Source organism: Paenibacillus herberti (assembly GCF_002233675.1).
In the GTDB taxonomy this organism is placed as follows: Bacteria; Bacillota; Bacilli; order Paenibacillales; family Paenibacillaceae; genus Paenibacillus_O; species Paenibacillus_O herberti.
In genome coordinates this window covers 646,933-664,625 of record NZ_NMUQ01000002.1, presented here as the reverse complement: position 1 = coordinate 664,625, position 17,693 = coordinate 646,933, and the positions used below count along the sequence as shown (strand labels likewise).

The window sequence follows — 17,693 nt, the reverse complement described above, 5'->3', positions numbered from 1 at the left end:
CGGAACGGATTCAGGTATTATTGCAGAAACTATTATTATCTTTATGGTTGCTGGATTATTTGAGGGGATATTTGTTGATAGCTTTATGGCTGCTATATCTATATCAGTTTTTTATCATATCATCGAATGGATTATTATTGGGATCTTGAAATACTTAAAAAAAGGTAAGCAATAGCAAAGGGGGCGTCTCAATGGTCACTCCTTGGATGACTAGGGACAGCCCCTGTGTGCAAGTTTCTATCGCTTCGCTTTAACACTAGGGAATCTCAAAGCGCTCGTGCTCTGCTTGTCCACGCACATTCTTACGGAACTGAGAGAGCTTATTTCGCCTCAAAACAAGCTACAAATTATTACGCTACCGAGGGAGGAGTATGAATTAATGGGCGAGCGGAACTCAGAGCGTATAGCTTGACCATTCATATAAAAGTGAAAGTTCAAGCCGCCTCACATTCGAAAACGATGCAGCGCCGTCCGCCTATATTGAACGAGTAGAGGGTGCTTCAGAGATCATTTCGATTGACTCTGGAGGCACCCTCTTTTGTTATATCAGATCAGGTCAACGGGAAAGCTGCAGCTCGCTCCAAGCTTCCGCCGCCAAGCGGAAGGAATTCAGCCTGGCCTCATGATCGAAAATCTGGCTCGAGATGATGAATTCATCGGCGCCGGTCGCCTGTTGGATCTCAGGCAGGCGCTGTTTGATCATTTCTTTTGTGCCCACAATGGAATAACGCAGCGTATTGGAGAGCGCCGCCTGCTCCTGGGGCGATAATAATCCATCCATCGAATCGACGGGAGGCTGTAGCTTGCCGGTGCGCCCGCGAATAATGTTCAAAAATTGCAGCTGCTGCGAGGTTGCCAGCCATTCGGCTGTACGCTCGGTATCCGCTGCGACGATGTTTATAGCTACCATGGCATAAGGTTTATCCAGATGACGAGAAGGCTTGAAGCTGCTGCGATACAGCGAAAGCGCCGGCAGCAGATAATCAGGTGCGAAGTGGCTGGCAAAAGAGAAAGGCAGCCCTAACTGACCGGCCAACTCAGCGCTGAAACCGCTCGATCCCAGCAGCCAGATTGGAATGTCTAGTCCTTCTCCAGGCACAGCACGCACTCCAGGTGCAGCGGTGCCGAGTGAGGGGTCGAAGTAACCTCTCAGCTCGCTCAGCAGTTCCGGGAAATCTTGGCCGCCGGCAGTCAGTCCCCGGCGCAATGCTCTGGATGCGGGCTGATCGGAGCCTGGCGCACGTCCGAGACCGAGATCAATCCGGCCAGGATAGAGGGACTCCAGTGTACCGAATTGCTCGGCAATGGCTAGCGGAGCGTGGTTCGGCAGCATGATGCCTCCGGAGCCGACGCGGATACGGCTTGTGCCTCCGGCTACATGCCCGATGACGAGCGAAGTGGCGGAGCTGGATACTCCAGGCATGTTATGATGCTCGGCAAGCCAGTAGCGATGGTAGCCGAGCTCTTCTGCAAGTTGAGCCAGCTCCAGCGTGCGGCGGAACGAATCCGAAGCTTCTGAGCCCTCGGTGACGGGAGCCAGATCAAGGATGGAATACTTTATGGATTTATGGTCAGAGGTGTGCATGTGGTTGTTCCTCCTGTACTTTGTTGTTTGTGACGCGAAAACGACCAATCGAATATTCATTCTAACATGCAAACCGAATGGTATCAACGTCCACGGGACAGGGAAACGTTGGCGAAAGCAACACAAGAATATAATCCGATCGGATATTACATTCTAGCGTGAAGGCCAAACGGCATCACCGTCCGTGGGACGGGATTCCCGTCTGCAAGCCGACTGGCTTAGTTGACCTATGTCTTTCCTTTTTCTTTTTTCTGAAGATTATTGCCCTCTTGTTCGGAGCCTTGGCTGTTGTTGCCTGGCCGTCGATTCTTCTTGAAGGCAGGAAGTCCAAGCAGCAAATACTGCAGGGAAGGAAAGATCAGATAAGCCGTCACATCGTAATTGGGGGCATAACTCAAAATTTCATTATATCCCGCAATACTTGGAGCATTGATCTGGGTGCCCGCAAGCAGCAGCAGCGCCAGCGGCATCGCGAGGAAGCGCTCTTCCTTCAAGCTAAGGATTTCGGCTAGTCCTCTCATCATGGAGTAGCCGTACAGAATCGTTTTATAAAAAACGGTTACGATCCAGAGGAAAGCGAGCACGGCTTCCACCCGCTCTAAAAACTGCCCAATCTCAATCCGTTGTGCCAGCAGAAAGGTTGGGAAGTACTTTTTTTCCATCATATCGGGGCCGAGCACGAGCACGCAGAGCAGAACGATAATGAAAAGAAAGATCCACCCGATCAAAAAACCGTCCCGGATCGACCGCATAATGGCTTTTCGTCCTCCATCGAGGTAAGGAAGAAGCATTAGAATGCCTACTGTTTCCACGAATCCAAAAGTAAAAGCCGGGTAAGCACCCTTCAGAATCGGGCCGATGCCGTTGCTGGCGATGGGGGTCAGATGGTGCAAATCGACCTGAGGAAGCAGGCATAGAGTCAGAAAGAGGAACATGGCGATAAAAATAGGAAACAGCAATTCACTCATGCGTACAAAGCTTACCACTCCATAACGCATGCCTGCTGTCACAACGATAAGAAAGGCAAAAACGATGGCCTCGGAAGGGGTATCGTGCATCAATTGAGTTTTCATAAAAAAGCTAATTTCCATTAGCAGCGAGATCGCCAAGAGATAGAAGAAAAAGAGATGAACGAGCCCAATCAGGCCTCCAACCCATTTTCCGGCTAAACTTTTAGCGGCGCCGATAACGCTGAGACCAGGTTGGCGTCCGGACATAGAGGAAAACAGCCATCCGGCTAACATGCCTCCGGTAAGAGCTATCAACATGGAAATCCATGCATCCTGCTTGGCTGAGCCCCCTACAATGTTCGGTAGAATGAGAATGGTGTCTCCGATGACGCTGAAGATGATGGTAATCTTGAATTGGCGTGCAGTAATCCGGAAGTTGTTGGTCGTATGCATGCAAAGATCCACCTATCTCAAAAAAACGAATGAGTTCAGCTTCGACAGAAGCTTAAGTAGTATTTCCAACGGTTGGAAAGGCTATCCAAAGCTAAGATCCCGACGTAGCAAAGTTCCCTTTGAGAGATCAGCGTCTGAGCTTGATGCCGTGGGGACATGCATTTACGACTGCGGCCTCCTAGCCTATACTGGGTCTATCTAACATCAGACATGAACGAGAAAGAGGGGCCGATCCCATGACACTGCAGCAGCTGCGCTATATCATTGAAGTAGCGGTGCGGGGTTCTATGAATGAGGCGGCACGTCGCCTGTTCATCTCGCAGCCAAGCTTGTCTAAAGCGGTTCAAGAGCTGGAGCAGGAGCTCCAGATCACGATTTTCCGGCGGACGAACAAGGGTATTGAGCTGTCGCTCGAGGGGACGGAGTTCCTCGCCTACGCCAGGCAAGTTGTAGAGCAAGCGGATCTGCTGGAGAGTCGCTATCGCAACGCTCGCCAGGCTCCCCAGCATTTTTCTGTGTCGACTCAGCACTACGCGTTCGCGGTGAATGCATTCGTCCAGCTCGTCGAGCAATACGGGCAGGAGGAGTACGAGCTCGCCCTGCGCGAGACGAAGACACATGAGATTATCGAGGATGTTCGTTTACTGCGCAGTGAGATCGGCATCCTTTACCGCAATGAGTTTAATGCCCAGGTGATCCAGAAGCTGCTGGCCTCCGCCAATCTGGAGTTCAACAGCCTGTTCACGGCGGAGCCGCATGTGTTCATCAGCATCCGCAATCCGTTGGCGCGCCAATCGAGCGTCACGATTGAGGATCTGGAGCCGTATCCCTATCTGTCGTTTGATCAGGGGGAGTATAATTCTTTTCATTTTGCCGAGGAGATTATGAGTACGCTGTCCCATCCCAAAAGCATCCGCGTCAGCGACCGAGCTACGCTGTTCAACCTGCTGATCGGTCTCAACGGATATACGATTTCGACGGGAGTGCTTAGCGCCGATCTCAATGGCAACGAGATTATCCCAGTCCCTCTCGAATGCGAGGAGATGATCGAGATCGGCTGGATTAGCCATCGCCACCGGACGCTCTCGCGCTTGGGAGCAGCTTATGTCGAGGAACTCGAGAAGGCGGTTGCGGGACGCAAGGGGTGATACGAGCGGGGCTCGCCTCATTGCAGGAAAGGATTCAGCTCCATTCATAGCTTCATTGAAAAGGAAGTTATACCACGATAGGTTTGCGCCGCCACCTTCTCTTGTTGCTCTCATAGTCTATTTTTATGAGATCTTAAATTGAGACTAACAGGAGTAAACTACAATGATTATTAATTCAAGGAAGGCTGAGATTAGAGGCTTTAATGGTAACTCCAAAAGTGTGGGGCTTGTGCTTTTCATCCTTCTCGTCATTGTCATTTGTGCGTTTGCGCCCCGCTCCGTTGCAGATGGAGGGAATCTCGGAATTGCAGAGGAATCTGTAGGGTTCAACATCGTATTGCCTGGCGGCCTTGACGGTAACCCCAGATTAAAAGGGTAGCAATGCTTGGTTTGATCCGGCATATCAGTGTTGCGTACAGGCGCGTCATCCGCTCGCGGCTGTTGGTAAACCTGTTAGGCAGTCCGAGCCTGTTACAAAGAAAAAGAGATTTTGTCATCGTTTAAAAAGCAGAAACGCCTCCTCCTATTCAACATGCCATTGTGCGGCACGAGTGAATAGGAGGAGGCGTTTTTTCTAATGTTAGAGGCCTTTTCCATCCATCAGGTGATTTAGATATGAGAGGCAACAGCTGGCTGTTGCTCTTTCTTAGAGCTTATTCTGCTTGATCCCACGAACATGGCCGTAACGAAACCAATGACGCCGATGCAGATGCTTAATATAAAGCCGTGGTTGATCGCTGTTCCCATCGCCTCTTGCAGGAAGCCCCGAATTTGAGGGTCCAAGTCGCCGCCTGCCCGCATAAGCAGTTCTGGATTAGCTAATGTGCTGATTTTGTCGGCGGGAATGCCAGCTTGGCTAGCTCCCGCTGTTATTAACCGGCTCAGGTTGTTATTCACAATCGTCGCCATGATGGATGCACCTACGATGCCGCCAATGTTACGCCAGAATCCGACAATTGAAGAGCTGATGCCCATATATTTGGGATCCACATTTGCTGCAATTGCACTCTGAGCCACGCTCATTAGAGGCCCAACTGCGCCAAAACCGAGCAAAATCATCAGCGCGATCATATACCCGTTTGAAGCATGGGAGCTGATAGTGGATAGCAGCGAAGCGACGATGATTGTCATCACCATCGTGTAGAGCATCAGCGTACGGAAGGCAAATTTAGATTGCAAGAAGCCGAATAAAATGGCTCCGGCAATGAGCGAACCCATCATCGGCGTTAATACGCCGTTAGAGTTGGGCTGACCTAATACCCCTACGGTAAAGCTGGGCAGATACGTAATCGCCGAGAACATGATGACGCCTTGGCAGAAGCAGATGATGCTTGTTCCCAGTACCATTTTATTTTTAAAAATAGTTAATGGAAGCACGGGCTCGGGCGCTCGCAGCTCAACGAGAATGAACAAAGTGCCGAATAGGGCTGATGCTGCAAATAAGCTGATTTCCTGCCAAGAGCTCCAAGCGTAAGTTTTACCGCCCCATTCAAGCGCGAGCATTAAGGAAACGGTCGTAATGATGAGGAACAACGTTCCCAAATAATCGATTTTAGGCTTGCGGTCGGAGCGGGTTTCCTTTAACGCGATCATTAAAATGATCATAGAGGCTAAGCCGATGGGGACGTTGATATAAAAATTCCATCTCCAGCCGAAATGCTCAGCGATAAAGCTACCTAACTGCGGCCCCGCAACGGAGGAGAGACCAAAGATGGCTCCGAATACACCTGACATTTTCGCGGCATCCTTCGGATCATTAAAAATGGTATAGATGATCGTGAAGCTGATTGGCAGCAGAGCGCCGGAGCCAATGCCTTGAAGGGCGCGGAACCAAATGAGCTGATCCGCGTTTTGAGCAATTCCACATAGGGCGGAGCCAATAAGGAAAATTCCGATCCCGATTAAATAGAACATTTTTCTACCGAACAGATCGGATAACTTGCCGAAAACGAGCATCGTGCTAGTTGAAGCGAGCATATAGGCTGTAAATACCCAGCTTACTTTATCAAATACGTTGAAGTCCTCGCTTAACTTATTGATGGAAGATGCGATGATCGTATTATCCAGCGATGACATCAACAATCCAAGCGCCATTGCAACAATGACGAGTGTTTGATTAGAGCGTGATCCTGTCATTAAAGGCCTTCTTTCCTCGGTTTAGTTGCTCTACACGCTACAGCCTTCGCTTCCCAAGCGCGTCTTGATTCAAGATATATCACTGCATAAATATATACCATCTAAATATATAGCATGTAAATATATAAAATACCTATCGACTTCACCCAAGCGGGTACACCTCATGTTCTCCTTCTGCTCTCGGTCTCTAGCCCGAGTCGTCCCCCGTACTGGAGGAGGGCGGCAATACCATTCTCGAGGCGATTACAGACGCGGCCTGCTCCGATGTACACTTTGTCAGACAAGAAAGTTAGACCAGCAGAGAGAAAAAGCGGACAATCGGGAGGAACATGGGGATGAGGTCTTTTATTACGGGAGCTTTTCGCAACAAGGCAGCGGTATGGCTGTGCATCGTACTGGTGCTGGGAATGGGTATTATCAGCTATTTAAAGCTGCCAATGGAATTCTTGCCGGAGGCGGATAATCCGCAGGTGACGATTACGGCGATTGGGCCGGGTTATGACGCTGCCTCGATGGAGGCGCTGGTGACAAAGCCGATTCAGGAGGCAACGGCGGCTATCAAAGGAAAAACGGCTTCATTTGCCTCGTCAGGAGACAGCTATTCACAGGTGAACCTGTCTTTTGATGACAAGACGAATATGAAGCAGGCCAGGGCGGATGTGGAGCGGGCAATAGCCGCAGTGCCTTTGCCAGAGCGGGTAGCCGCTCCTTATATCATCCAGCTCAACACTTCGATGATTCCAATCAGCTGGGTGACGCTTACTTTCGACGAAACGGTCATTGCGGTTAAGCGGGAGGAAGCTGAAAAAGAAGTACTGGAGTCGTTCCAGAGCCTGGATGGAGTCGGCTCTGTGCAGCTATCCGGTCGGCCTTCGTCATCCATATCGATTACGCCTGACGCGGTCAGCCTTGCGGAGAGGGGCGTGCCGATGCAGGCGCTTTATGGCGTGTTGCAAGGTCGTACCAGCTCCGCCTCTATCGGTGAGAGTCTGCTGGACGGGAGTGCCGTCAATCTGAATGTAACGTCCAGTTTGCACGATCTGGAGACGCTGCGCAAGCTGCCGGTCGCACCGGGGGTTGTACTTGGGGATGTGGCGAAGATTGAGGAAAAGGTTAACGCGGACAGCGTCAGCCGACTAGACGGTCAGGACGCAATGGTACTCGTCGTCACCAAAACCGCTGGAGCCAATGCGGTAGCGGTCGGCGAGGGCGTTAATGATATCGTAGAGCGACTGAACAAGGAGCTGGCGGGAGCCCAGTTGAAGGTGCTGACGAGCACCTCTGAGGATGTTGTGCATTCCGTAAATAGCATGCTGCGAGAGGTGCTGTTGGGTGCGCTTTTTGCCACATTGGTCATTCTCTTATTCATGCGCAATATCCGGGCGACGCTTGTTACCATCGTGTCGATCCCGCTGTCGCTCGGCCTCACCTTGTTTCTGCTGGATCTATCCGGCGTGTCACTGAACATCCTGACGCTTGGCGGGGTGGCCGTTGCGGTCGGGAGGCTCGTGGACGACAGCATAGTCGTCATCGAGAACATCTTCCGGCGATTGAAAAAAGAGAGCTTCTCCACAGCGCTCGTCATCGACGCTACGCGTGAGGTGTCTACAGCCATTACGGCTTCGACGCTGACGACGGTCGCCGTCTTCCTGCCGATGGGGCTGCTGCGCGGCTCGCTGCAGGATTTCCTGCTGCCGTTTGCGCTAACCGTGACGTACTCGCTTCTGTCCTCGCTGTTAGTCGCGCTGACCGTCATCCCGCTTTTGAGCGCAGGACTGTTCCGTGGTGTGCAAATGACGGAGCATGAGCCGTCCCGCCGTTTCCAACGTTTCCTGGAATGGAATCTGCACCGCAAGTGGCTGCCGCTGACGATCTCTGTGCTGCTGCTGGCTGGCTCGATTGCAGCCTACGTGGTGATGCCGAAAGGCGCGATCGATTCCTCGGACGCATCCACTCTGACCGTAACGCTGAAGTTCAAGGCAGATGCGACTCAGGAGCAAGTTTTGTCCGAGGGTAAGAAGCTGGAAACATATTTGAAGGGATTCACAGATAAGAATTGGTTGTATATGTCGTCCGGAGGCAATGCGGAGTCTGCCCAATACGGAGAAGTGTCCTCCCGGACCGAAGTTACTTATATGCTGGATCTGAAAAAGGGTACGGATGCTGAGGTTATGTCCCAAACAGTCAAAAAGCAAGCCGCTTCTTATCCCGATGCGGAGCTAAACGTACAAACCTCCAGCAGGATGAGCAGCGGAGGCGGATCACAGGTATTCATCGACGTGACTGGTCCAGATTTGGCTGCGGTGAGCGGGGCGGCTGATAAGGTTATGGCTGGTATTAAGCCGATCAAGGATGTGCTCAAGGTTGAGAGCAATCAGCAGGAGCTGAAGCCTGTTTATACCCTGCAAGTTGATGCGACCCGTGCTAAAGCGGGGGAGCTCGCCCAGCAGCTGCAGGGCATGCTGAATCCGATCCCGGTCGGGAAGCTGACGAAAGAGGACGGCCGGCAGGTACCGATTATGCTGCAGCCGGCATTGCAGCCGCAGAAGGCTGCTGATCTGGATGGCTTGATCGTTCTGACTGACAAGGGACCGGAGCCGGTATCGGCTGTCGCCAAGTGGGTCAAGGAAGATAAACCAGCCATGTACTATCTGAAAGATGGCAAGCCTTATGTGCGAATTACCGTATCGGCAGAGCCGAGCCGCTTGTCGGTTGTCGGTAAGGACATAAGCACAGCCGTGACTGGCCTGGAACTGCCTGAAGGCGTCAAAGTCCATGTTGGCGGCGCTTCAGCCGATATGATGCAGGACTTTTCTGCTATCGGCATGATCGCGCTGATTTCCATTGGCATCGTTTACCTTATCATGGTGCTGACGTTCAAAACACTGCGCGCGCCACTGGCGATTCTGTTCACGCTGCCGCTCGCTGCCATCGGGGCGGTGCTTGGCTTGATCGTGACGCAGGTCACGCCGGACTTCACGGCGATGTTTGGAGCGCTGATGCTCATCGGCATCGTTGTAACGAACGCGATCGTACTGATCGATCGCGTCAAGCAGAACGAGGAGCATATGACGATTCGCGAGGCGCTGCTGGAAGCGGCAGGCACACGGATGCGGCCGATTCTGATGACGGCCATCGCAACGGTATGCGCCATGCTGCCGCTGGTGTTTGGTTCGTCGGAGAGCGGCAGCATCGTCTCGCAAAGCTTGGCCATCGTTGTTATCGGCGGTCTGGTCGTCGCCACCGTGCTGACACTGATCATTGTACCGTGCATCTATGAAGTTCTGTTCTTCCGCAAGTCAGCCCGCCAACGGCGTGAGGCTGTTGCAGAAGCGGGGCGCACGCGAACTGCTGTGGCAGGCAGCGATCCTGGGGTTCCGGGAACGGGAGTTTAGGCGGGAAGTGTGAAAAAAGACCTGGATATGGCGTTCAATCGCCTAATCCAGGTCTTTTTCTATTGGCACGCAGTCGGTGTTACTAAACAATATTAAGTATGACTTTTGCTAAGCCTGTTCCTCCGCCAGCGTCGCGATGCGTACAATGACCTCAGCGGCTTTGACCATCGAATCTGCGGACACATACTCATAGCGGCCATGGAAGTTCTCGCCACCGGCAAAAATATTCGGGGTTGGCAGCCCCATATAGCTGAGCTGAGAACCGTCTGTGCCGCCGCGGATTGGCTTGATATTCGGCTTCACACCGCACTCTTCCAACGCTTGACGCGCCAGCTCGACGATGCCGAACACCGGCTCGATTTTCTCCCGCATGTTGTAGTATTGATCATTCAGTTCCAGCTTGATGCTGCCCTCGCCGTAAGTCTGGCGGAATTCGTTCGCAATCGTCTGCACCAGGGTCTTGCGGTTCTCGAAGCTCTCCCGGTCGAAGTCGCGGATAATGTAGTGCATCCGGGTCAGATCCACGGTTCCCTCGAAGGAAATCAGATGGAAGAACCCTTCATATCCCTCCGTAAACTCCGGCACCTCACCCGCTGGAAGTCGCCCGTGCAGTGCCATGCCGATTGTTTGTGCATTGAGCATTTTGCCTCTGGCGTAGCCGGGATGTACGTTTTTGCCTTGCACCGTAATGATCGCCTCGGCGGCGTTGAAGCTCTCGTACTCCAGCTCGCCAAGCGCTCCGCCATCCATCGTATAGGCGAACTGTGCGCCGAATGCGGCCACGTCGAAGAGATGAGGACCGCGTCCGATTTCCTCGTCCGGCAAGAAACCGATACGGATGCGACCATGCGGAATCTCGGGATGGCTGGCGAGATAGGCCATCGCAGTCATGATTTCGGCGATGCCGGCTTTGTCGTCAGCTCCGAGCAGCGTGGTTCCATCTGTCGTAATCAGGGTCTGGCCGACGTATCCTGCCAGCTCTGGAAAGTCCCTTGGCGAAAGGATAACACCAAGTTCACGGTTCAGCACGATATCGCCGCCATCATAGGCTTCGATAAGCTGCGGCTTGACGTTCGTGCCGGTGAAGTCGGATGCGGTGTCCATATGGGCGAGAAAACCGATGGTAGGCACTTCTTTTGCCGTTGTGGCCGGAAGTGTCGCCATCACGTAGCCGTTTGCGTCAAGCGTGACTTCCGTCAGCCCAATTTCTTTCAGCTCGGCCGCCAAAAGACGAGCCAGCTCTAGTTGGCCTGGCGTAGAGGGGCAGCTGTCGCTGCTGTCGTCGGAGCGAGTGTCCATAGACGCGTAGGCGGTCAGCCGGCGGATCAGTTCCTGTTTCATATCCATGGGGATTCTCCTTTTCAACTTGGACTTGCTCATCCTGTATACCGTCCACTATAGCAGTTGCGCAGAGGTGAAATCCAGCCAGTCTTCAGCCTACGAGATTCGCCCTCAGCCCGAGACGAGAGCCTTTTTCGCTGAGCTTGCCCAGCCCTGGGACGCTATGCCGGCATATATTGATGACAGATGCCTCATGACGACTTTACAGGAGATGACTATGCCCAATGCCTCAAACAGCCGGTTTGGGAGCCCAATCGCTTCCCCGCATTGACGTGCTCGTGCCTGCCATCGAAAAAGACCTTCATACTCTGCCCCGTGCCATCCGTTCCGTGCGGAGCCAGGTGCGCCATCCTATCGGTGAGATTATCATCGTTGCTCCTCGCAAGGACTCTATCGTTTCCCTGTGCCGATCGAACGGCTGGAGATTCGTGGACGAGAACACGGTGCTGCCTCTCGGGAAAAAAGACATCCATTACCGGTCAGCTCGCTGGGAGCGTTCTGGTTGGTTGTTTCAGCAGTTGTTAAAGCTGAGCGGGGATAAGCTTTGCTCGGCGGATTATTTTCTCGTGATCGATGCTGACACGGTACTTATAAGGCCCCATACATTCCGCACGGGGGGCCGCACAACGTTCTACACTCGTAGCTGGACGCAGCCGGAGTATCTCCGCATGCATACCCGATTGATGGGCCGCAAGGCGTCCGCACCACGCTCCCTGGTCACTCACTACATGCTGTTCGAAAAGAAAAAGCTTCGCGAAATGAAGAGTGACATCGAGGTCAGGCATGGGATGAGCTGGCATCGGGCTATTTTGACGAAACTGGATCGCAAGCAGCAGTTCGGCTTCAGCGAATATGAAACCTACGGTAACTTCGTTTATAGCCGGGATCCCGGCTCCGTGCGGTTACTCACGGCCCAAAACCGCGCGCTTCACACCGGCGTTTCTAGTCTGACCCCAGAGCGGACGAAAGAGCTTGCGGCAAAGTATCGCTCCGTCAGCTTTCATCAGCGGAGGGGCTATGTCCGCAAGGCAGGCACAGCGGCGCAAAGTAATTTAAAGAGTAAGCTTCCTTTTGGTACATTTTTCGGTGCAGGCGTCACTCCGGAAGGGGCTCCATTGATATCCAGTCACGGTCGCAGCGCCATCTGGTTAAGCGCGGTGTTTCAGTCCAGATTGGAAACTCGCGGAAAAGCTGTCTCGGTCAATCAAGCGCATCAACCGGTCAAAGCTGCAACAACAGTGCAGCGGAATATGAACTCGCGGAGTGGAAGCCGATGAAAAATTCGAAACTGAAGTCTGTCGTCTGGCGCGGTCCGATGGAACGGTTCGGAGGGCTCGGCAACGCGAGCCGCGAGTACGTTCGAGCTTTGCGACGGGCAGGCATGGGGGTCTCTACGGGTGCGCCGAGAAGGCTGACTGGTTCGAACGGGAGGCAACTGCTCGTTTATCATTTCCCGCCGAATACGCTCGATCCAAACAAGGCTCGCAGAAGATATGCCAAAGTCGTGCTGAACACGGTGTGGGAGACGACAAAAATTCCTAGCCAGTGGAAAAGAGCGATCAACCGGTACGACGCTGTAATTGTACCTTCCCGACATAATGTGAAGGTGATGCGCGACAGTGGAGTGACGGTACCGTTGTACCGGGTTCCGCATGGTGTGAACACTAGCCGTTTTCATCCCGGCAACTCGCCTGCGGCTCTCCCGGGGAGCGCTGGGTGTTTTGTGTTTCTGTCGGTGTTCAGCTTCCAGCATCGCAAAAATCCTGAGGCGCTCTTGCGCGCCTACTTGGAAGAATTCAGCGAACAGGACCGGGTGCTGCTCGTCATCAAGACGAGCGGCTGGAAGGAGACCGGCGGCGCAGAAGCGGTGAGGCGGAGCATCGCCCGTTATCGGGCTTCGCTGCGACTGCCGCATCGACCTGCGCCAATCCATATCATTACCGGGAATATCAGCGAAAGGCAGCTGCGGGGACTTTACACAGCTGCGGATGCCTTTGTGCTGCCGACGCGGGGTGAAGGCGTAGGTATGCCCTTCATGGAAGCATTGGCGAGCGGCATCCCCGTCATCGCAACTCGTTGGGGCGGACAGAGCGATTTTTTGACGGATGGGAATTCGTTCGCTGTCCCATACAGGCTCTGCAAGCCCTCTGAAAAGATGACGGGGAACAGGGCGATCGCGCGCAGCTTCCGCGGTCTGTTTGCTCAGGAGGGCCAGCTTTGGGCCGAGGCGGACATAAACGGGCTTAAGCGGCAAATGCGCGCCGCCAGCGGGGACCGCGGTCTCTGCCGACAAAAGGGACGCCGAGGGCGGGAAGATATGCTGGCTCACAGCTGGACGGCGGCTGGCAGGATTCTGCGCCGGACGCTGGAGCGGATCAGCGAGGGTAGAATCGGCGAGGGCGCCAGCCGAGTTCACGTCTGGCGGCCGAGCGGAGCGCAGTCAAGCTGGTTCGCTAAGGGCAGACGAGCGGCGATTTGGGGACCGAGCGTAGGGAAGCTAGATCGTAGCGAGAAGAGAAGCCAAGCGGGAGAATGGCGTGTGATCGGTGGGGGATCGAGCCGGAGCACGGGGGAAAGCCGAGAAAGAGACTGGCGTGTGCTCGGAGGGAAGCTGAGCCGGAATACGGAGAGCAAGCGAGCGGAGGTCGGGGGACCGAGCTGGAAAGCGGCGGGCAACCGTACGGAGAGCGGAAGACCAAGAGTGGTGAAGCCGAGCGTATTGAAGCCGAGCCGTAATACGGCGGTGGGCCAGCAAGCGGGAGGCTGGCGTGTAATCGGTGGGAAGCCGAATCGCAGCGCTGAGGGCAACCGAACGGAGATGCGGCGGCGGAGCGAAAGGAAGCTGAGCCGGAACGTGGCGAGTAGGCGAACTGGAGGCTGGCGTTTGGTCAAAGGAAAGCTGGTCTGGAGCAAGGAGGGCAAGGGAGCGAGAGTCTGGCGGGCAAGGAGAAAACCGCCAATCTGGAGCATGGATGGAAGCCGAGCAGGGATCTGGCGTGAGAGCGGAAAGAGGCCGGGCTGGAGTGCGGGGGTCAAGCGAGCTGAAATTTGGAGGCTTAGCGGGAAACCGGATGGGAAGCCGTCCTCAGCGAAGCCAAGCAGCGCCTCTGGCGACTGGCGAGTTGTTGCCCTGCTACGCCGAGCCAGCGGCAAGAAGGTCAAGGCGAGCGTTCCGCTTATCTGAAGCGGGACGCCGGCCGAGGAAGCAAGGGGGCTCTATTTATTTTGCGAATCATATTACTATCCGGCGGCTCTGGCAAAAGATTGTGGCCGCTATCCAATGACATCCGATCCAAGCTGTTCCTAAAGCTGCTGCCCGCACCGGATGGCGGGTTGGAGTCCATGATGCAACGGCTGTGCCGTCAGCTTCGCGAGGCTGGACTCCTGCAGGGGGCAATCATCGTGACGCATCGAAGTCAGGCGGAGATTACGCGTGTACATGCCGGACCTGACATCCCGATCATAGAGGAGCCTCACAAGCGCGGCACCTTTACTGCGGCAGCGCTCGGTGCAGCTTATCTTGCCGCTCGGGGAGGTGCTAGCCTGGATGAGCCAGTTTGTGTGCTTCCGGTCGACCTGTTTGTGCAGCAGGATTTCTTTGACTTGTTGCGGCATCTGCCCGAGGCCGTCCTAAAAGGGGCTGAGCTCGCGATGATCGGCACGGAGCCGTCTCATCCATCCACCCAGTACGGTTACATCGTGCCGAAACGGAAGCACCGCAGGGGCGACGAGTTGCTCTCGTCCGCCGACGAAACATCTGGCCTGTCCGAGATGGCATCGAACGGGGAACAAAATAGTTGGCAGCTGGTGGAGCGCTTTGCCGAAAAACCGGATCCGCCGTTAGCCAATCAATTAATGAAGCAGGGCGCGCTATGGAATTGTGGCATCTTTTCTTTTCGGCTCAGTTGGCTGCAAGAGAAGTTGAGGGCAAAGGGCTATCCAGTCCGCATGGAGGAGCTGCAGCAGGGGTATACCGAGTGGGCGGAGAAGAGTTTTGACAAGGAGTTAGCTGAGCAGGCGGAAAGGCGCATGGTAATGCGTTATCGCGGGAGCTGGCAGGATCTCGGAAGCTGGAGCACCTTTCTGGGACAGCTCGGCCATGCTCAACTCGGTCCCGGCAGCGTATCGGCAGGAACGATAAATACCCATCTCATCAATGAGCTGGGTAGTCCAATCCATATTATTGGCATCTCCGATGCGGTCGTGGCGGCAAGCCCAGATGGCATTCTGGTTGCTAGCAAAGAACAGGCGGACCGGATTAAGGAATCGCTCAGCGTCGTTCCGAGCCTTCCGATGCAGGAGGAGAAACGCTGGGGTAGCTGCCGGACGTTGGACGTCGACCGATTGGAGAGCGGGGACGAGGTGCTCACCCGACGGGTTGTGCTGAAGTCGGGTAAGTGTACGAGTTATCATTTGCATACGGGTAAAGAAGAGGTGTGGACCGTGCTAGGCGGTGTCGGCCGCTTCATGCTGGAGGATCAGATTTATAACGTCGGCCCCGGCGACGTCATGCGCTTCCCGCCTGGTTCCCGGCACGGGGTCAAGGCGATCACGGAGCTGCACTGCGTGCAGGTGGAGATCGGACGAGTGCACGACGAGAGAGACATCGAACGGCTGTTGATGAGCTGGTAGCGTTGATTGCAAGGGCATGTTTATAATGGCATGCCCAGTTTTTTCATGCGGTTGTACAAAGTTGCTCGGGAGATCCCGAGCTGCTTGGCAACCGCTTTTTTGTTGCCGCGCTCGGCTTCCAATAGTCGCCGAATCTGCTCCCGCTCCAAGTTCTCCGCTCCGGCGCGATAACCTGTTGCGGAGCCTGCGGAATGGGGCTGGGGCATTACCGCTCCATTCGTCCAGGCTATTTCCTCCGGCGTGGCAGAAGAGCCAGGGGAGCCCGGACTAGGACTAGGGTGAGCATCAGCAGCAGTTCCGCCCGTGAAAACGGTCGGCAGGTTTAGGCTGTCCCTGCCTTGGAGCTCTGGCGCGCTTTCCGAGCCAGCTAAACCACCTGATTTCGTCGGACCACTCGAACCCGCCGCGTTGGCCGAGCCAGTCGCACCGCCCATACCGCTCGCGTCAGCTGACCCTTGCATCAGTCTCGGCGGCAAGTAATCCGCGCGAATGACTCCATCCGCAGCCAACAGGACGAGCCGTTCGGCCGCATTGCGCAGCTCTCGGATGTTGCCGGGCCAGTCGTAGGCAGCCATCCGCAGCACAATCTCATGTGGGCATGCCTCCAGGAATCGGCCATAAACAACCGCAAATTCGCTCAAGAAGAGCGGCAGCAGCTCATAAATGTCCCCTTTGCGCTCGCGAAGAGGTGGAATGTCCAGCGTCACTACGCTGAGTCGGTAGTACAGATCCTCGCGAAAGCGCCCGGTGGCGATCATATCGAGCAGGTTCCGGTTCGTTGCCGCCAGAATTCGGCAGTCGGCTTTGCGGAGTGTGGAGCCGCCTACGGCGTAATAGCTTTTTTCCTGCAGCACACGCAGCAGCTTCACCTGAAGCTCAAGCGGCATTTCACCAATCTCGTCGAGAAAAAGCGTGCCGCCTGCAGCAAGATCTATTTTCCCCTTGCGTCCTCGGGGATCTGCTCCAGAGAAAGCTCCTTTCTCATAGCCGAAAAGCTCACTCTCAAACAGCGTAGGCGAAATCGCTCCACAGTTGATGGCGATGAAAGGTGCGTCTGGACCGGCTCCGGCATCATGGATGGCGCGGGCGTACAGTTCTTTGCCAACGCCGCTCTCACCGAGGATGAGCACCGGAGCTTTGGCAGCGCTGAGTTTGCGTGCCGTTTCGACTGAGGCTCGAACGGTGGTGCTCGTGCCTTTGATCGTCGCAAACGGATCGACCGTAGGACTAAGCTTTGCCACTTCACGCTCCAGATGCTGCATTTTGGCTGTCATGCGGAACAACTGTTGGTTCATACGAATTTGTGAGGTGATATCGAGCTCAGCGGCGACCGCGCCGATCCGCTCACCGTCCAGCTCCACCGGCCGGGCGTTAATGACGGCATGCATATCCGGGCGGGGCTGATGCTGGGCTCCACGCAGCACCTCTCCCGTCGCCAATGTGCGCAGCACCTGAAGCCGCTCCTTTTGGAAAAAATCATCCGCCGGACGACCCATAATTTCCTCGCGGCGAATGCCAAACATGCGCTCCGCATCGCTCGTCCAGGCGATGACCTCGCTTTCCGCATTAATGACCGTAATCGCACTGTCCGTCGTCTCCAGTGTCGTCTCAAATCCAGCCCGCAGCCGGCGGAATGCCTGCTGCAGCTGTGCTGCTGCGATCGACAAGCTTAGACAGCCGATTGGCTGGCCGTTTTCATCCAGCAGCAGCGCCCAAGGACAGCCTGTCGGCAGCTCTGGCAGTTCGTCCAAGCGGAGCCTCGCTGGCAGAGCTGCCGCTGGCACAACGCGGCTGGCATCTACTGCGCCCGGCGGTAGCCAGCCCCAGCGATTCGTTTCCAGCTGAATGAAGAGGGGGGGATGGCTGTCAGCGGAAAGTTTATCGGCAGCATTTGGCGCATCGACGGGACGATAATTGAATTCCCGGGCAGTACAAATTTCATAGTCATCCCACTTTATTTGGTACAGAAGGGGCAATTGCAGCTTCATAAGTACCTCCCTGACGATGCCGTTCGCAGCTCTTTCGAGCTCGGTCTGGCGAAATATGGATCATG

At 54.8% G+C, this 17,693-nt stretch carries 11 protein-coding genes; 6 read left to right on the top strand and 5 right to left on the bottom strand.

Features of this window, described 5'->3' with window-relative positions:
* Window positions 1–556 precede the first annotated feature (556 nt).
* Window positions 557–1,585 carry an LLM class flavin-dependent oxidoreductase gene (locus CGZ75_RS15405; protein ID WP_089525160.1) on the bottom strand — a complete coding sequence of 343 codons (1,029 nt, stop codon included), beginning with the start codon at window positions 1,583–1,585 and terminating at the stop codon, window positions 557–559.
* A gap of 227 nt (window positions 1,586–1,812) precedes the next feature.
* Complete coding sequence (locus tag CGZ75_RS15400; protein WP_089525159.1) at window positions 1,813–2,988, bottom strand: GerAB/ArcD/ProY family transporter; 1,176 nt, start codon at window positions 2,986–2,988, stop codon at window positions 1,813–1,815.
* 236 nt (window positions 2,989–3,224) lie between these two features.
* Between CGZ75_RS15400 and CGZ75_RS15395 the strand changes: the two genes are divergently transcribed.
* Both CGZ75_RS15395 and CGZ75_RS15390 read left to right on the top strand, forming a co-directional pair.
* Window positions 3,225–4,136: a LysR family transcriptional regulator gene (locus tag CGZ75_RS15395; protein WP_089525158.1), complete on the top strand. Its 912-nt coding sequence runs from the start codon at window positions 3,225–3,227 to the stop codon at window positions 4,134–4,136.
* A 163-nt stretch (window positions 4,137–4,299) separates the two neighbouring features.
* Window positions 4,300–4,515 (top strand): hypothetical protein, encoded by a 216-nt coding sequence (locus CGZ75_RS15390; RefSeq protein ID WP_089525157.1) that lies wholly within the window; start codon window positions 4,300–4,302, stop codon window positions 4,513–4,515.
* 230 nt (window positions 4,516–4,745) lie between these two features.
* Here CGZ75_RS15390 and CGZ75_RS15385 read toward each other — a convergent pair whose 3' ends face one another.
* A complete protein-coding gene (locus tag CGZ75_RS15385) occupies window positions 4,746–6,272 on the bottom strand; it encodes an MFS transporter (protein ID WP_089525156.1) in 1,527 nt (508 codons plus the stop codon).
* Window positions 6,273–6,607: 335 nt separating this feature from the next.
* On the opposite strand from CGZ75_RS15385, the gene CGZ75_RS15380 reads away from it, so the two are divergent.
* Window positions 6,608–9,667: an efflux RND transporter permease subunit gene (locus tag CGZ75_RS15380; protein ID WP_089525155.1), complete on the top strand. Its 3,060-nt coding sequence runs from the start codon at window positions 6,608–6,610 to the stop codon at window positions 9,665–9,667.
* Window positions 9,668–9,775: 108 nt separating this feature from the next.
* Here CGZ75_RS15380 and pepT read toward each other — a convergent pair whose 3' ends face one another.
* Window positions 9,776–11,008: a peptidase T gene (pepT, locus tag CGZ75_RS15375; protein ID WP_089525913.1), complete on the bottom strand. Its 1,233-nt coding sequence runs from the start codon at window positions 11,006–11,008 to the stop codon at window positions 9,776–9,778.
* Between the two features lie 224 nt (window positions 11,009–11,232).
* Between pepT and CGZ75_RS15370 the strand changes: the two genes are divergently transcribed.
* The 3 genes from CGZ75_RS15370 to CGZ75_RS15360 are packed head-to-tail and all read left to right on the top strand — an operon-like array spanning window position 11,233 to window position 15,640.
* A complete protein-coding gene (locus tag CGZ75_RS15370) occupies window positions 11,233–12,285 on the top strand; it encodes a DUF6492 family protein (protein ID WP_342745685.1) in 1,053 nt (350 codons plus the stop codon).
* Entirely contained in the window at window positions 12,282–14,192 is a 1,911-nt protein-coding gene (locus CGZ75_RS15365) for a glycosyltransferase (protein ID WP_089525154.1), read from the top strand. Before CGZ75_RS15370 ends, CGZ75_RS15365 begins: the two co-directional genes overlap by 4 nt.
* 41 nt (window positions 14,193–14,233) lie before the next feature.
* On the top strand, window positions 14,234–15,640 hold the full coding sequence (locus CGZ75_RS15360; protein WP_089525153.1) for a sugar phosphate nucleotidyltransferase: 1,407 nt from the start codon (window positions 14,234–14,236) through the stop codon (window positions 15,638–15,640).
* A gap of 20 nt (window positions 15,641–15,660) precedes the next feature.
* Here the strand turns inward: CGZ75_RS15360 and CGZ75_RS15355 are convergent, their stop codons facing one another.
* Entirely contained in the window at window positions 15,661–17,628 is a 1,968-nt protein-coding gene (locus CGZ75_RS15355) for a sigma-54 interaction domain-containing protein (protein ID WP_245850878.1), read from the bottom strand.
* Window positions 17,629–17,693: the final 65 nt, after the last annotated feature.

Coding starts and splice junctions, on each gene's coding strand:
- CGZ75_RS15395 (WP_089525158.1), top strand. CDS start 3,225: ATGACACTGCAGCAGCTGCGCTATATCATTGAAGTAGCGGTGCGGGGT.
- CGZ75_RS15365 (WP_089525154.1), top strand. CDS start 12,282: ATGAAAAATTCGAAACTGAAGTCTGTCGTCTGGCGCGGTCCGATGGAA.
- CGZ75_RS15355 (WP_245850878.1), bottom strand. CDS start 17,628: ATGAAGCTGCAATTGCCCCTTCTGTACCAAATAAAGTGGGATGACTAT.
- CGZ75_RS15385 (WP_089525156.1), bottom strand. CDS start 6,272: ATGACAGGATCACGCTCTAATCAAACACTCGTCATTGTTGCAATGGCG.
- CGZ75_RS15370 (WP_342745685.1), top strand. CDS start 11,233: ATGCCTCAAACAGCCGGTTTGGGAGCCCAATCGCTTCCCCGCATTGAC.
- CGZ75_RS15380 (WP_089525155.1), top strand. CDS start 6,608: ATGAGGTCTTTTATTACGGGAGCTTTTCGCAACAAGGCAGCGGTATGG.
- CGZ75_RS15400 (WP_089525159.1), bottom strand. CDS start 2,988: ATGCATACGACCAACAACTTCCGGATTACTGCACGCCAATTCAAGATT.
- CGZ75_RS15390 (WP_089525157.1), top strand. CDS start 4,300: ATGATTATTAATTCAAGGAAGGCTGAGATTAGAGGCTTTAATGGTAAC.
- CGZ75_RS15405 (WP_089525160.1), bottom strand. CDS start 1,585: ATGCACACCTCTGACCATAAATCCATAAAGTATTCCATCCTTGATCTG.
- pepT (WP_089525913.1), bottom strand. CDS start 11,008: ATGAAACAGGAACTGATCCGCCGGCTGACCGCCTACGCGTCTATGGAC.